Consider the following 14,574-nt stretch of genomic DNA (forward strand, 5'->3'; position numbering starts at 1 on the left):
AATTTTTAATTCATGGTTGCGCCACCATCAACATTGATGGCTTGACCGGTAATATGATCGGCTAATGATGAGGCTAAAAATAGTGCTGTGTAAGCGATATCTTCAGGTTTTTGATCCCCGCGTTTTAATGGGATAAAATGTTTCAAGTTTTCGGTCCAAGCCTCTTCCTTGTCCTGACCATGATCTGCATAGTTTTGAAGAATTGCTTCCCACATGTCTGAACGGATAATACCTGGGCAAATTGCATTTACATTGATGTTGTAATCTGCACCAGCATAGGCCGCTGCTTGTGTGAGGTAGTTAATGGCTGCCTTGGTCATGCCGTAGTGCGCAAAGCCCTCTGGTAAAGCATGACGCCCTGCAAAAGATGAGGTATTAATGATTTTACCATGTTGGTATTTCATCATACGCTTGATTCCAGCCTGCATGCCATTATTAGCTCCCATTAGATTGACATTGAACAGCTTTTGAATATCTGCTTGAGAAGTGTCCAAGAAGGAATCAAGAGTTACAATTCCTGCGTTATTAATGATAATATCCAAACGACCAGTATCTGCTTCTGCTTGTCCTAAGATAGCATCAATGGCTTCATAGTCTGATACATCACATTGCAATCCAACTGCTTTCAATCCCTGTTGACACAAACGTTTTGCCAAGTTTTGGCAATTTTCCAAGATAAGATCAGCAATATAGACAGTTGCCCCAGCTTGTGCAAAGATAGTTGCCATGGCCTCTCCAATGCCACGACCAGCACCATAAATAACCGCTGTTTGTCCATTTAATGAAATGTCCATGAATAATCATCCTCCTTTTAGTCTCTATGTCTTTGTCTGAATACTCAAAAAATGCTCCTTTTTGTATTTACAGGCAAATTGTGATACTATTATCATAATTCAGTCTATCAGATAATCACTTTCAACAAAAGTAGGTACAATAAGGTAATTTACTAACCTAAAGGTAAGATATGGAGGAAACATGGTCAAAAAGGTGTACCAAATGGGAATATATAAAACTTTGGAAGTTATTAGCGGAAAGTGGAAACCACTCATTCTCTGTTATTTGGGACATGGTCCTATGAGAACAGGAGAACTGCAGCGTTCGTTAGGAACTATCTCTCAAAAAGTATTAACAGAACAATTAAAAGAATTGCTTGATGAAGGGATCATCGAACGTATTAGTTACCCTGTTGTTCCCCCAAAGGTAGAATACCAATTGTCACATGAAGGGAAATCACTTCGAGATATTTTAGTCAGCATGTCTGAATGGGGTGAGACAAGAATTCAGGCTTTAAAAAAACAGGGAAAAACTATTGACATCATTCACTCTTCTCATGACGGATATCTTGATATTTTTTATAGCTAATCAAGGAACTTACCGTCTATTAGACGAGCGTAGCCGATAAAAGCTATAGATAGATTTAAGCCCATAGATACTCTTGACGGTGTATTTGAACCGCCCCCCAAATTATATATTATAGTTAAGTTAAGGATTGGGTTTCGTATTGGACAGAACGCAGTCCTTTTAGTTTTATTTTAATAGAAAAGGGCATATTATAATAGGTGTCACTTCTTTGATAGATTGATTATGATACAATCCTTGATCTTTTTAGTTTAGCTGAATTTGGAAACGTTCTTTAACTTTTGAACAATAACAATTCTGTGTTTATCAATAAAATGACCAAAGTAGGACCTTTCCTGTTTTAAACTTCAATTTTATCTTCATAACTTTACACAAAAGCACCCCATCATTAAATGTAATATTTAATAATGGAGTGTACTTCAACTTTGAGGAATCGGTTTTAATCATTTTTTGACACTTGACGGATCCAAAAACTAGTAAATCTTGGGAGTTTGCGGCTAGTATACTTTAATCTCTTGATTTATATTGCATTTGCTTGCTTAGACGATCAGAAAATAGCTGAAGCTATTTGTTTGAACTTTTTACTTTTATTTAAAGGATGGCGAAATGATAACATCTGTTCCTTCTCCCACTTCACTTTTGATTTGAATGGTAAGCTGTAATTGCTCCAGTATTTGTCTGGTCATATATAATCCTAGCCCAGTAGCCTTTTGATGTTCATGCCCATTAAAACCAGTGAATCCTTCTTCAAAAAGACGGGGCAAATCTTCTGGTAGTATTCCAATACCCTTATCTGATATTAGAATACTTTTATTTTTGATCTGAATATTAATCTGCCCGCCCTTATTAGAATATTTTATGGCATTGTCAATGAGTTGTGTCAGGACAAAGTCAAGCCACTTTTTATCTGTTTTTAATAGCCAATCGCCATCAATAGCAATGCTAATTCCTTTAGCAATGCAGATCTGACTTGATTTCTTAACAACTGAAACAATGATGTCCCTAACAGAAACAATTTGGAATCGGAAATCATCTTTGTGCTGACTAAACTTTAGATAACTCAACAAATTATTAAGATAGTTTTCTAACCGATAAATTTGCTGTTGATAATCTTTTAAATTCGTATTCTGTGTTTGAACCATCAATGACAAAGCAGACAGAGGTAATTTCATTTGATGCGACCACATTTTAATTACGGATTCTACATTCTTTTGTTTGTTAAGCTGATTCAATAACTGATCTGCTTCTGCTTCCTTTAATTTTATAATGAGTGAACGGTAGGCCTGCTCAGTAGGACTAGATAATTCATCAAGCTCGTTTACATAAATAAATTCCTGTAAAATAAAAATTTTCTCTTTGAATTTATAATATTTCCAAAGGCTATTTAGTCCCAAAATGGTTAAGGCAATCAGATTAGCTATTGTAAAATAAGCCATGGGAAGGTGATGTAAGTAAAAAATGACCCAATAGGTAGCGATGAGAAGTCCATATTGAAGGTAAAAGGAACGGTATTCCTTTAAAAAGGCTAAGATCATTTGACTAAGTACCCCACTCCTCTAACAGTATGAATACGATTAAAGCCGATCGTTGCAACTTTTTTACGCAGGCGTGTCATATTCACATTAAGGGTATTATGGTCAATGAAATTATCATTTTCCCAAAGTTTCTCTAAAATCTCTTCTTTTGAGACGATTTCCTGTTGTTTAATCATTAAAATAGTCAAAATTTTGTGTTCTGTTGGTGATAGGATAATCTTATCATTACCATTTGATAAGGTACCATCAAAATGCAATTTAAATTGATCTAGGCTGATGTCATCATTTGTAAATTGTTGAGTACGACGCAAAAAGGCTGCTATCTTGGCATCTAAAATACTAAGCGAAAATGGCTTAGAAATAAAGTCATCTCCCCCCATATTGAGCGCCATCACAGTGTCCATCTCATCATTACTACTTGAGATAAAAATGATAGGAATGGTGGAATGTTTTCTAATTTCTGTTGTCCAATAAAAACCGTTAAAAAATGGTAAGGTAATGTCCATTAAAATGAGGTCTGGTTGGTAAGTGGTAACCTCTTGTTTAATATCCCGAAAATTAGAAACACTTAGTACTTGATACTTTTGACTAAGATGATTTTGAAGAAGAGATAAGATTGTTTCATCATCTTCAATGATATAAATTTTGTCATGTTTTGTCATACTGTTATTCTACCAAAAAAGTGGCGAAAAATCGCCACCTATCTTATCTTTCAATAATACGATAATAGGTTCTGCTTGTCATCTTGTAAATGATAAAGTACAGACAGATAATGACTCCAATAGTTGTAGCACTGACAAGGTAAATTAAATTAGAATCAACAACACCAAACAGTAATAAAATTTGTTTAATCATTATAAGTGCGACACAGAAATGTAAAACTGCCATAACAATCGGCATAAAAAACACCAAGAGAATTTGTGAATTAATGGTTTCTTTAACTTGTTGTTTACTCATACCAACTTCTTGAAGAATTTGATATGATTTTTTATCTTCATGACCTTCAGAATACTGTTTATAATAAATGATAAGAGCTGCACCAAGAATAAAGCTTAATCCTAATAAAAATCCTGTAAAGAGAAAACCACCCGTTATGGCATAACCACTTTCTAGATAATCTTTCTTGGTTTCAATGTGTCCAACAACTTGTCCATTATCACTGATCATTCCTTGCCCATCCAAAATATTAGCAAGATCAGTCTTATTGAGATTCCCATAAGCTATTATGCCAGGTGCTGTTCCTAAATTAGTGCTATTATGAATACCACTATAAATAGCTTTCAAGGTTTCAAGATTATTAACGACTAAAATTCCTGGATTATAAGTATTCGCTACTTGTGGGAAAATGACATGTTTGAAATTTTTAATATTCTTGAATACTTTTCCCATAATGGTTATTTTTTTTAAATTGCTATCTCCTTTTTGTTTGAAGAAGGCTGTTTCATTAGCTTTTAAATACGGTAGCTGATTTCCTAAAGCGCGAAAATCGTCTTGGGTTATCAAATAGATAAATCCAAGCTTTGTTGGTGTGATCTGCTGTAAATTCTCTTTGCTAACCGTGATGGTTTCTCCTTTTGATATTTCAAAGGAAACAAAACTTGTTGTATAGAGGATGAAATCAGAAGCAGATTTGTTTGTTTTATCCACAACTAATTTTTTAAACAATGCTTTTTGATCCTCAATAGAGCCAACTTGATCAAAGCTAATAAGTGTATTTTTAGGATAGAGCTTATTAGCCATTGTTTCAGTACCGCTATAAAGGGCTGTTGTGGTTGCTATCGCAACGAAAGCCATAACAGCCAATAAGGTAATACTAGCTAGACCAACGGCGTTTTGCTTCATTCTAAAAATCATTTGTGAGGTACTGACAAAGTGTTCCGGTTGATAAAAATAAACCTTGTTGTGACGCCGACGTTTCAAATACCAAGTCATAAAGGAAATGTAAAAAAGATAAGTTCCAATGATAACAAAAATAACAGCTATAAAAAATGTCATCAGTGTTTCTAGTGAGGTTTTGTTGGTTGATGATAATGACAGGTAATAACCGATTGATAAGCTTGTTAAAGATAAGAGGGCTAACAAAAGGTTGCCACGTGGTTCTTTTTCACCTTTTTCTTGGTCGCGAAAGAGCATTAACGGAGAAGTTTTTCTAATCTTTACCAGACCAACTAGGGCTAAAAGTCCAAAAATAAGTGCAAAAATAATGGCAGATAGTGTAAAAGCACTCAAGCGAAATTGTAGGCTAAGATTCGTTGAATGTAAAAGATTTGCAAAAATGAGATAAAAGAAATGAGAGAAAATGGCAGATAGTACACTTCCCAAGCCCACTGTTACAAGATACATGAAGAAAAGTTCAATCGTAGATACCCAAACGACTTGTTTTTTATTCATTCCTAGCATATTATAGAGACCGAACTCTCGACTTCTTTGGTTGAGTAAGAAACGGTAACTGTAAATTTCCATAATAACAGCAAATAATACCAAAACAAAGGTTGCCATTCCCAATAACATTTTCCCATTTTTCATGTTTTCAGAAATGGGACTCATCAAAATAATTAAGACAATGCAGTTGAGCATGTATAAGACTGTACTAGCTAATAAAAATGGCGCTGATACAGATAAAGATTTTTTGAGATTATTCCAAGCTAATTTGAGGTAAAACATCTTATTCACCTCCTAAAAGACCAGTCATAGTAATTGAAATATCTTTGCTGAAGTCCAAATTTGTTTTGTTTCCACGGTAAATCTGGTGAAAAATGCGACCATCCTTAATAAACAATACACGATTGGCATGGCTAGCTGCATTGGCAGAATGGGTCACCATAAGAATGGTTTGACCATCCATGTTAATATCCTCAAAGAGATTGAGTAGTTCTTCGGAATTACGGTAGTCAAGTGCTGCTGTAGGTTCATCGGCAAGGAGTAATTGTGGGTAAGTGATGAGACTTCTTGCAATGGCAACCCGTTGTTTTTGCCCGCCAGAAATCTCAAATGGACGCTTGTCTAGCAGAGTATTAATACGTAATTTTGGTGCCATTTTGTTAAGACGATTCTCCATTTCTTTAAGTGGTTTCCGATTTAAAACCAAGGGGAGAAATATATTGTCACGGACAGATAAGGTATCTAATAAATTAAAATCTTGAAAAACGAACCCTAGATTTTTTAAACGAAAGTCTGCTACTTGATTCTCTTTAATTTTGGTAATATCCGTTTCATTTAAAAAAACAGAACCTTTGGTTGGTTTTTCTAAGGTAGCTAGAATATTTAAGAGGGTTGTTTTACCTGATCCGGATTCCCCCATGATGGCAATAAATTCGCCTTTATCTACTTTAAAGTCGACATCTTGCAAGGCTCTTGTTTCTTCCTTAGAAAAGCGGGTGCGAAATACTTTCTCTAAATGATTAATTTCTAATAACATGATAAACTCCTTTGACAACCTTGTGTCTATTATATCTTATTTCTTAACTTCTGATAACCATTGCTTGGCTTCAGCGAGTGGGTCTTGGCTATTTCTGTCAGGGAGGATAGAATTATTTTCATAAACTTGTCCTTGACGATTGATAATGCGACTGCTAGTAATAGCTAAAAGGGCACCATCATATAAGGGAATGACATTATTTCCTGTCGTATAACCTGCTGTTGGTTCTCCAAAGAAAAGGGTATTTTCTAATCCTTGAAAAGCAAAGGCGGTCATTTCTCCTGAGGAAGCTGTTTGGTGATCTATTAGAACGGCAACAGGGATGTCTTGTTTGACGACTGACTTATCTAATTCAATGCTCTCTTGGTTGACTAATTCTTGACCTCGTAGCTCCACGACCTGTTTGTTCCGATACTTATCTTCAAAACTGAATAAATCCCCATCTGGTAGAAGTCCCGATAATCCGATAAGCATAGGGGTCATATTACCACCAGTATTACCACGCAAGTCAACGATTGCTCCCTTATATTTCTTTGTAAGAGGAGTGTTTAACTTATTGGCGTAAGCTGCCAATGCTTTTTGATTTAATCCTTCGATAGCAGGCACCTTTAGGTAAATAATATCATCCTCAACCTGTACTACGGGCTCCTGCTGATCGACTAAGCTTTTTGGGAAACTGTTTTTGCTGACTAAAGAGGAATGTTTTCCTCCTGCTACGCTTACTGCTTTTTGGAGAATTTGCTGAGCTTCTTTGTAAGATTTTGCTTTTTTAAGAGACTTGTGAGTTTCTTGCTGTGTTTTGTCCCACTGTTCACCTTGAGCATATAAGCCGAGCATATCTAACCGTTTTAAGGCAATGTCCCCATATTTTTGAGCACTGGGTGGAAATAGATACAGATTAAAGTTAGGTCCATAACGTTGAATACCATAAATGCCTATGCCGGTGATTATCACCAGAGGAATTCCTAATAAGGCTAATACTTTGGTATATCGTTTCATGAGACAGCCTCCTTTCTTAACTTGTTTTTTGATAAGTCTAGTTTAGCATTGCCAGACTAAGAGTAACCTTACAGTGCTAAACAAGCAACTTACAGTTCTGTAAGGTTTATCGCATGCTATTTTCAGATAGTTTGATATAATAGGGAAAAGAAGTAACTTTAGGAGATAAGCGATGCCAAAGAAAATTAGGAAAGCCTTAGGTGCTGTTGGAAAAATCATGTCGATTATTCCTGATGCCACTGAGATTATTGGAAAAACCATTGATAATAGTCGGCCTATTATTGAAAAACATATGGAACAAAAGCATGAACGCAAAATGCAGCTACGTGTCATAGATGATGTTATTGGTCTACCTGTTGATGAAGCACAGACCCACTTAGAACGGCGTGGTTTTGTAGTGGCAACTTTACCTGTTAAGCCTCATAAAAAATGGCTTCGCCATAACCTTAATGAGGTGGTTGCTATCTCACCAAATTCTGGGAAACATCAAATTGGGAGCTTAGTCAAACTTTACTATATTACTGTGGCTGTTTTAGAAAAGAGCCAAGAGTTATTAGATCGAGAAACATTAAGAACTATTAAGCGTCATCAGAAAATTGTTGATACGTTTGAAATTGTGAAGCAACTGCGTTTTCCTTTAAAAAAATATCATTAATCATAACCTAAATACCAAAACAAGCTGAAACCTCATTAAAGGTTTCAGCTTGTTTTGATAAGTTTGAAAACTCTAACAACTCAAATAAGGAGATTATTAAAAGAGTTTGTTAAAATCTGTTGTGAGTGATCGATTAGTCCTTAATGGCTAATTGAACCATTACTTCTTGTATAGGAATATCGTAAAAACGATCTTCTCGGCGTCCTAAGAAATCCCTCGCTTGTTGTGGAAAACTAGCGTAGCTAAGCACATCTTCTTCTGAGCGAGCATATCGGGCAATATCTTTACGAAGTTGTACAAGTTGTGGCTCAATTAAATCGGCTGGTCGACAAGTGATCACATCTTCGCCACCAATAATTTTTTCTTTAATCCCTTCTGCTAATGGGGCAGGTGATTTCCCGTAGAGACCACGAACATAGTCCTTGATTTCATTTGGCACCACCTTGTAGCGCTCACCAGAAATAATATTCATTAAAGCTTGTGTTCCAACCATTTGCGATAATGGTGTTACTAATGGTGGGTAACCAAGATCAGCACGCACCTTAGGAACTTCTGCTAATACTTCTTCGTATTTATCGGCTAATCCTTGCTCTGTTAATTGACTTAGGAGATTAGACAGCATACCTCCTGGTACTTGATAAATGAGGGTTTTTGGTTCAGTATCTTTGACTTTAGGGTTTAAAATCCCTGCTTCTCGGTAATGGTCGCGAATCGTATTGAAATACTCTGCTACTTTAGCAACTTCTTGCATGTCTAAGCCTGTATCGAAGCCTAAATCGGTTAAGGCAATCGCCATTGATTCTGTGGCGGGTTGACTGGTTCCGCCTGAAAAGGAAGAAATAGCGGTGTCAATAATGTCAGCACCTGCTTCTGCCACTTTCAGGTAAGTCATTTCTGAAATCCCACTGGTTGCATGGGTATGAACCTCAAGGGGAATACTTATATTTTTTTTGATACGTTTTACCAATTGGTAACCCGTTTCAGGGGTTAGAACTCCAGCCATGTCTTTGATACAGATTGAATCAGCACCAATAGCTTGGTAGGATTTCGCCAATTTTACAAAATAATCAACAGTATGCACTGGGCTGGTTGTGTAAGAAATAGCAACCTGTGCATGTCCACCAAATTCCTTTGTTGCTGAAACTGCCGTTTGAAGATTGCGTGGATCGTTTAGAGCATCAAAAATGCGTACAATATCAATTCCGTTTTCAATTGATTTTTGAATGAATGACCTGACCACATCATCTGCATAATTACGATACCCCAAGAGATTTTGCCCACGCAAGAGCATTTGTAGCTTGGTTTTTTTAACCGCTTTACGAATAGTTCGCAAGCGCTCCCATGGATCTTCGTTTAAAAAGCGTAAACAAGAATCAAAGGTTGCTCCACCCCACATTTCAAGGGCATAATAACCAGCATTATCTAATGTTTCTAAAATGGGGATCATTTCCTTGGTGGTCATACGTGTGGCAATTTGACTTTGCTGACCATCACGTAAAACCGTTTCTGTTATACGGATTTTTGTCATAATTATTCTCCTCATAAGCCGGTCCTATCTTATGACTGGCACTGGTTTTCGTCGTTGAAAATGAATAAAGTAGATTTGCGATGGCAGTTTGCATATCGTCAACACTATGTTGTCGCAAACGACCACAAACTTTTGCCTCCTTAGAACAGATAAAGCATTTCCTAGGGGCTTCTCCTAAAGCTGTTCGACTAATTGGGTGAGGCAAACCATTTTTTAAGGTAAGGACATCTAAATCCATTAGACGCCCAATAATTGTATCTGTTTCCAATGCCATCATTTTTAATTTTAGATCTTGGCTAGATAAACTTGTCACAAGGTAATACTCATAGCCTGTTTTGGGAAGCAGCCGTAATTGGTATAAAATCGTGTGATTAGCTAATGTTTGACGAATAGCTTTGATGACCCAATCAAAGGTTTCGAGTAGCTTTGGAGAGGTTTTAACAGGACCTGGAATGTTCATGGTGACTGATAATAGACTACTATCAGAATATTCTTTTAATAAGTGTAACTGGCGTAGTCCCCTCTCTTCACGAGCTCTTAACATAGCATCAAGATCAACAGTTTCCCCTGAAAAAAAGACTTCTTTAGACATTGTAAACCACGTCAATCAAGCTACCATCACGATATTCAATAAGGGCAACAACCTTGTCACCATATTGAATGCGTTCAGGTGTTCCAACAATAGCGTAGGCTTTTTCTTTTAATTCTTCAATGCTAAATTGAGGCACATTGAGATCCTTGAAGTGTTCTACTAAATCTTGGCGATTCGGATTAATAGCAATGCCTACTTCGGTCACAACGACATCAACACTTGTTCCCGGTGTAATAACGGTATTGACTTTGTCAACAAATGTTGGAATGCGTCCTCGGATGAGTGGTGAAATTACGAGACTCATCTTAGCAGCAAAGGCAGTATCACAGTGACCACCAGAAGCCCCACGAATGACACCATCCGAACCTGTCATGACATTAACGTTGAAGTTAGTATCCACCTCAAGGGCTGATAAAATACAAGTATCCAACTGGTTAATGACAGACCCCTTGCTAAGTGGTGATGCATACATATTCGCATCAATTTCATAATGGTTGGTATGTTTATCAAGCGAAATGGCAGATGGATGGTCAAAATCTTGGACATCGAGAATTTTTTCCACTAGTCCTTCTTCTAATAATTCTACCATCGCATTCGTAATACCACCAAGAGCAAAGCTAGCTTTAATGTTTTCGTTAATCATCGCTTTACGCATGAAACGGGTCACAGCAAGTGAGGCACCTCCTGTACCAGTTTGGAAGGAGAAGCCTTCTTTGAAGTAAGGAGAGTTGATAATGACTTTAGCAGCATATTCGGCAATCAATAGCTCTTTAGGATTCTTCGTATAGCGTGTTGCTCCTTTGGCAATTCCTTGAGGATCCCCAATAGCATCTACGGTGACCACATAGTCAACATCTGTTTGAGGAATACTGATTGGAGTATTTGGATAAGGAACTAAATTGTCGGTCAAAACAACCACTTGGTCAGCGTATTTGGCATCAATCATGGCATACCCTAAAGAACCGCAAGTTGCTTTTCCTTTTGTCCCGTTGACATTCCCGTATTCATCTGAACTTGGTGCCCCTAAAAAGGCAACATCAATATGGATGTCACCACTGGCAATCGCACGAGCACGACCACCATGGGAACGAATGACTACAGGATTTTCCATTAAGCCTGCTGAAATGGCAGCTCCGACCTTATCACGAAGACCTGATGACGTGATGTTGGTGACCACACCATTTTTGATGTGATCAATCAAAGGCTCGTGAACATTGGCAATGGAACTCGGAGCAATGGATAGGTTTTTAATCCCCATTTTTGCAATCTCATCCAAAACCATGTTCATAATGAAATCCCCTTCACGGAAATGATGGTGAAATGAAATAGTCATGCCGTCTTTTAAGCCCGTTTTTTCAATAGCTTCACGAATAGATCCTAATAATTTAGAATCTCCAGGTTTAACTGGTTTAATATGGCGACTTGATTCATCGTGGTCATTAATATGTGCTAATTCTCCTTCAAAAACACCGTACTGATCAGCGTATGGTTGAGGAATATCTCGACCGAGTTTGTTTGTTACCATCTTTAAATGTCCTCCTCAGATAAAACACCAGCTGCTGTTGCTAGGGCAATAACACGTTTTGCGCGTTCAACAATTGGTTTGTCAATCATTTTTCCATTTAAGGAAATAACACCAGATCCCTTGCTTTCCGCCTCATGAATGGCCCAAATGACTTGCTTAGCATGGTCAATTTCTTTTTCTGTCGGGGTATAAATCTCATTAACAAGCGGAATTTGGCGCGGATTGATGACCGATTTGCCATCAAAACCTAGTTGTTTAATCAAACGAACTTCATTTTGGAATCCTTCTGTATTATTAACATCAGAATACACCGTATCAATAGCAGCAATTCCAGCAGCACGAGCAGCGTGTAAAATCATGCTACGAGCAAAGAATAATTCTTGTCCATCTGAGTAACGATGTGTTTTCATATTCGTGACATAGTCTTCTGCCCCAAGAGCAATACCAATCAAGCGCTTAGAAGCTTTTGCAATCTCTCGGGCATTTAAAACACCTTCTGCTGATTCAATAGCTGCCATCATACGAGTGCGCCCAATTTCAATCCCATTTTCACGTTCCACACGTTCAATAACAGCTTCGACATCAATAATATCTTGAGCAGTTTCTGTTTTTGGCAGACGAACCACATTGACACCTGCTAAGACCACCGCCTCAATATCCAAAGCGCCACAAGAATCAAGACCATTGACACGAACAACCGTTTCAACACTTGAATAATCAAAGGTTTTGAGTGCAAAATGAACAAGAGCGCGAGACGTGTCCTTTTCTTTAAGGGAGACCGAATCTTCCAAGTCAAACATAATAGAATCGGCACCAAATAAAGGTGCATCACGAAGCATAGCGGCATTCGCACCAGGCACAAACATCATTGTCCTTCTTAAGCGTTCCATGAGTCAATCTCCTTCCAATTATACCGGTCAATACCAGCCGCACGATGAACCGCAGCGATAGTTCTCGCTTGGATGGTACAATCAAGTGCTCCCTTATCAATAGCTTCAACCTTGGCAGCCTTAACCTCTAAATGCATTAAGGTCTGTTTAATGAGTTTTCGGATATGATTGCCAAATTGTTTTTCGACACTACTGTCAAGTATAATTGTAATTGTTTGCTCATCATTAGGGGATACTGTAATCATAAGGTCACTTGATTCAAGCGAACCGGCGACTGCTATTTGTTTAATATCCATATCATTGACCTCCATCTTTTACCTTAACTTATTTTCCTACTGGGAACAATTTGATTAGAATTTCTGCCACAAGGTAGAGAATGCCTAATACTATAAATACACCAGCCATGCCGAGTGCCATTAGCTCAAAGGAACTAATCAGATGGTCTATATTAATGGTCATAACAATTCTTTCCTTTCTTAGCTAAAATAGGCGAGTAGCAAACCGCCTGCAATAACAGAAGCAATTTGTCCAGAGACATTGGCACCAACTGCATACATTAAAATAAAGTTTTGCGGGTCCTCATCGGTCGCCATTTTTTGAATAACACGGCTTGACATTGGAAAGGCTGAAATTCCAGCAGCACCAATCATAGGGTTAATTTTCTCTTTACGGAAGAGATTAAGGAATTTGGCAAACATAACCCCACCAATTGAATCCATGATGAAAGCAAGTAAACCAAAGACGATAATTAAAAGAGTTTGCACATTCAAGAACAGATCCGCTTGCATTTTGATAGAAATGGTTAATCCTAGCAAAATACTAACAATATTAACCAATTCATTTTGAGCCGTCTGTGATAAACGATCGAGCACACCGCACTCACGCAACAAATTACCAAACATCAAAAAGCCAACTAAAGGTAGTGAGATTGGAGCGATAAAACCAGCAACAAGCGTGATGATGATTGGGAATAAAATTTTAGTCATTTGAGACACATTCTCAGCCTTGTAAGTCATGCGAATGCGACGCTCTTTTTTAGTTGTTACTAACTTGATAGCAAATGGTTGGATAATAGGAACTAAAGCCATGTAAGAATAAGCAGCAACCGTAATTGGTCCCAATAAATCTTTGGCTAATTGATTGGCTACAAAAATTGAGGTGGGGCCATCAGCTGCTCCGATAATACCAATGGAAGCAGCCTCTTTAATGTCAAATCCTGCTAAAACAGCAACGACAACAACAAAGAAAATCCCAAACTGAGCAGCGGCACCGAATAATAGCATAAATGGATTTTGAAGTAAGGGACCAAAATCAATCATGGCACCGATGCCAATAAAAATCAAAAGTGGAAAAAGTTCTGTTCCGATACCAAAGTTAAAGAGGGCATCAAAAACACCTTCTTGCTTGACACCATTCACAACCTGTGTTAAAACCCCTGACCCAGGGAAGTTAACGAGAATTGTTCCAAGTCCCATTGGAACAAGTAAGGTCGGTTCGTATTCTTTTTTAATTCCTAAATACATTAAGAGAGCACCGATGCCCATCATAACAATCTGGGGAATGGTAATGGCTGTTATTCCTGCGATTAAAGTTTCCACAAATTCACTTCCTTTTCTATAAGTTTTGCTCGATCATTAGCTGATAGTTATAAGCCCATCGCCAGGATTCACGACTTGACCTGGACTAACATGGATGGCACTGATTGTACCTGCTGATGAAGCAACAATTTCATTTTCCATCTTCATCGCTTCTAAGATGAGTAATGGCTGGTTTTCTACCACCTGATCACCAATATTTACTAAAACTTTTAAAATGGTTCCAGGCATTGGCGATGGGACAGCATCTGCACCAGCCACTGCTGTAGGTGTAGACTGAGGAACTACTGCTTCAGCGGATTGAGGTTGAGGGCTTGGTTCAGCAACAGAGGGAGAGACTGGAGTTTGCCCTGCTTGAATTGGCATAGTTGGTTGGTTAGGGGCATCAATTTCTTCCATTTCAACAAGGTATTCTTTCCCATCAATAGTAATTTTAAATTTACGTAACATCACTTTTCTCCTATTATGTTTAATACTT

At 37.7% G+C, this 14,574-nt stretch carries 16 protein-coding genes; 2 read left to right on the forward strand and 14 right to left on the reverse strand.

All coding sequences use genetic code 11. The features are described from left to right. Nucleotides 1–5 precede the first annotated feature (5 nt). Complete coding sequence (locus tag H346_RS0104300) at nucleotides 6–794, reverse strand: SDR family NAD(P)-dependent oxidoreductase (RefSeq protein ID WP_027970004.1); 789 nt, start codon at nucleotides 792–794, stop codon at nucleotides 6–8. Between the two features lie 202 nt (nucleotides 795–996). On the opposite strand from H346_RS0104300, the gene H346_RS0104305 reads away from it, so the two are divergent. Next, entirely contained in the window at nucleotides 997–1,362 is a 366-nt protein-coding gene (locus H346_RS0104305) for a winged helix-turn-helix transcriptional regulator (RefSeq protein WP_244147249.1), read from the forward strand. Between the two features lie 584 nt (nucleotides 1,363–1,946). Here H346_RS0104305 and H346_RS0104310 read toward each other — a convergent pair. Genes H346_RS0104310 through H346_RS0104330 form a run of 5 tightly spaced genes read right to left on the reverse strand, consistent with a single transcriptional unit; the run spans nucleotide 1,947 to nucleotide 7,311 of the window. Continuing rightward, entirely contained in the window at nucleotides 1,947–2,894 is a 948-nt protein-coding gene (locus H346_RS0104310; RefSeq protein WP_027970006.1) for a sensor histidine kinase, read from the reverse strand. Then, entirely contained in the window at nucleotides 2,891–3,556 is a 666-nt protein-coding gene (locus H346_RS0104315; RefSeq protein WP_027970007.1) for a response regulator transcription factor, read from the reverse strand. Before H346_RS0104315 ends, H346_RS0104310 begins: the two co-directional genes overlap by 4 nt. Nucleotides 3,557–3,599: 43 nt before the next feature. Next, nucleotides 3,600–5,558 carry an FtsX-like permease family protein gene (locus H346_RS0104320; RefSeq protein ID WP_027970008.1) on the reverse strand — a complete coding sequence of 653 codons (1,959 nt, stop codon included), beginning with the start codon at nucleotides 5,556–5,558 and terminating at the stop codon, nucleotides 3,600–3,602. A 1-nt stretch (nucleotide 5,559) separates the two neighbouring features. Next, nucleotides 5,560–6,312 (reverse strand): ABC transporter ATP-binding protein, encoded by a 753-nt coding sequence (locus H346_RS0104325; protein WP_027970009.1) that lies wholly within the window; start codon nucleotides 6,310–6,312, stop codon nucleotides 5,560–5,562. A gap of 36 nt (nucleotides 6,313–6,348) precedes the next feature. Further along, entirely contained in the window at nucleotides 6,349–7,311 is a 963-nt protein-coding gene (locus tag H346_RS0104330; protein ID WP_027970010.1) for a S41 family peptidase, read from the reverse strand. Between the two features lie 172 nt (nucleotides 7,312–7,483). On the opposite strand from H346_RS0104330, the gene H346_RS0104335 reads away from it, so the two are divergent. Beyond that, the gene (locus H346_RS0104335; protein WP_027970011.1) at nucleotides 7,484–7,966 is read left to right on the forward strand and encodes a hypothetical protein; all 483 of its coding nucleotides are present in this window, start codon (nucleotides 7,484–7,486) and stop codon (nucleotides 7,964–7,966) included. Between the two features lie 133 nt (nucleotides 7,967–8,099). On the opposite strand, the gene H346_RS0104340 is transcribed toward H346_RS0104335, so the two are convergent. Genes H346_RS0104340 through H346_RS0104375 form a run of 8 tightly spaced genes read right to left on the reverse strand, consistent with a single transcriptional unit; the run spans nucleotide 8,100 to nucleotide 14,546 of the window. Continuing rightward, the gene (locus H346_RS0104340) at nucleotides 8,100–9,494 is read right to left on the reverse strand and encodes an oxaloacetate decarboxylase subunit alpha (RefSeq protein WP_027970012.1); all 1,395 of its coding nucleotides are present in this window, start codon (nucleotides 9,492–9,494) and stop codon (nucleotides 8,100–8,102) included. After that, nucleotides 9,457–10,086, reverse strand: coding sequence for a citrate lyase holo-[acyl-carrier protein] synthase (gene citX, locus H346_RS09675; RefSeq protein ID WP_051188352.1), 630 nt, complete (start codon nucleotides 10,084–10,086; stop codon nucleotides 9,457–9,459). The genes H346_RS0104340 and citX overlap by 38 nt, the downstream gene beginning before the upstream one ends. After that, nucleotides 10,079–11,611, reverse strand: a complete 1,533-nt coding sequence (gene citF, locus H346_RS0104350; RefSeq protein ID WP_027970013.1) for a citrate lyase subunit alpha — start codon at nucleotides 11,609–11,611, stop codon at nucleotides 10,079–10,081. Before citF ends, citX begins: the two co-directional genes overlap by 8 nt. A gap of 2 nt (nucleotides 11,612–11,613) precedes the next feature. Further along, nucleotides 11,614–12,501 carry a citrate (pro-3S)-lyase subunit beta gene (gene citE / locus H346_RS0104355; protein WP_027970014.1) on the reverse strand — a complete coding sequence of 296 codons (888 nt, stop codon included), beginning with the start codon at nucleotides 12,499–12,501 and terminating at the stop codon, nucleotides 11,614–11,616. Further along, nucleotides 12,489–12,797, reverse strand: coding sequence for a citrate lyase acyl carrier protein (gene citD, locus H346_RS0104360; RefSeq protein WP_027970015.1), 309 nt, complete (start codon nucleotides 12,795–12,797; stop codon nucleotides 12,489–12,491). Before citD ends, citE begins: the two co-directional genes overlap by 13 nt. A 28-nt stretch (nucleotides 12,798–12,825) precedes the next feature. Then, on the reverse strand, nucleotides 12,826–12,960 hold the full coding sequence (locus H346_RS10930) for an OadG-related small transporter subunit (RefSeq protein WP_037562608.1): 135 nt from the start codon (nucleotides 12,958–12,960) through the stop codon (nucleotides 12,826–12,828). A gap of 17 nt (nucleotides 12,961–12,977) precedes the next feature. After that, on the reverse strand, nucleotides 12,978–14,099 hold the full coding sequence (locus H346_RS0104370) for a sodium ion-translocating decarboxylase subunit beta (RefSeq protein ID WP_027970017.1): 1,122 nt from the start codon (nucleotides 14,097–14,099) through the stop codon (nucleotides 12,978–12,980). A 36-nt stretch (nucleotides 14,100–14,135) separates the two neighbouring features. Then, nucleotides 14,136–14,546 (reverse strand): acetyl-CoA carboxylase biotin carboxyl carrier protein subunit, encoded by a 411-nt coding sequence (locus H346_RS0104375; protein ID WP_027970018.1) that lies wholly within the window; start codon nucleotides 14,544–14,546, stop codon nucleotides 14,136–14,138. Nucleotides 14,547–14,574 lie beyond the last annotated feature (28 nt).

The sequence above is a fragment of the Streptococcus castoreus DSM 17536 genome (assembly GCF_000425025.1).
Lineage (GTDB): Bacteria > Bacillota > Bacilli > Lactobacillales > Streptococcaceae > Streptococcus > Streptococcus castoreus.

Excerpts from the sequence above, each read along its gene's own strand:
- H346_RS0104375 (WP_027970018.1), bottom strand. The coding sequence starts at position 14,546 with ATGTTACGTAAATTTAAAATTACTATTGATGGGAAAGAATACCTTGTT.
- citX (WP_051188352.1), bottom strand. The coding sequence starts at position 10,086 with ATGTCTAAAGAAGTCTTTTTTTCAGGGGAAACTGTTGATCTTGATGCT.
- H346_RS0104315 (WP_027970007.1), bottom strand. The coding sequence starts at position 3,556 with ATGACAAAACATGACAAAATTTATATCATTGAAGATGATGAAACAATC.
- citF (WP_027970013.1), bottom strand. The coding sequence starts at position 11,611 with ATGGTAACAAACAAACTCGGTCGAGATATTCCTCAACCATACGCTGAT.
- H346_RS0104320 (WP_027970008.1), bottom strand. The coding sequence starts at position 5,558 with ATGTTTTACCTCAAATTAGCTTGGAATAATCTCAAAAAATCTTTATCT.
- H346_RS0104335 (WP_027970011.1), top strand. The coding sequence starts at position 7,484 with ATGCCAAAGAAAATTAGGAAAGCCTTAGGTGCTGTTGGAAAAATCATG.
- citE (WP_027970014.1), bottom strand. The coding sequence starts at position 12,501 with ATGGAACGCTTAAGAAGGACAATGATGTTTGTGCCTGGTGCGAATGCC.
- citD (WP_027970015.1), bottom strand. The coding sequence starts at position 12,797 with ATGGATATTAAACAAATAGCAGTCGCCGGTTCGCTTGAATCAAGTGAC.
- H346_RS0104300 (WP_027970004.1), bottom strand. The coding sequence starts at position 794 with ATGGACATTTCATTAAATGGACAAACAGCGGTTATTTATGGTGCTGGT.
- H346_RS0104330 (WP_027970010.1), bottom strand. The coding sequence starts at position 7,311 with ATGAAACGATATACCAAAGTATTAGCCTTATTAGGAATTCCTCTGGTG.
- H346_RS0104340 (WP_027970012.1), bottom strand. The coding sequence starts at position 9,494 with ATGACAAAAATCCGTATAACAGAAACGGTTTTACGTGATGGTCAGCAA.
- H346_RS0104310 (WP_027970006.1), bottom strand. The coding sequence starts at position 2,894 with ATGATCTTAGCCTTTTTAAAGGAATACCGTTCCTTTTACCTTCAATAT.
- H346_RS0104305 (WP_244147249.1), top strand. The coding sequence starts at position 997 with ATGGGAATATATAAAACTTTGGAAGTTATTAGCGGAAAGTGGAAACCA.
- H346_RS0104325 (WP_027970009.1), bottom strand. The coding sequence starts at position 6,312 with ATGTTATTAGAAATTAATCATTTAGAGAAAGTATTTCGCACCCGCTTT.
- H346_RS10930 (WP_037562608.1), bottom strand. The coding sequence starts at position 12,960 with ATGACCATTAATATAGACCATCTGATTAGTTCCTTTGAGCTAATGGCA.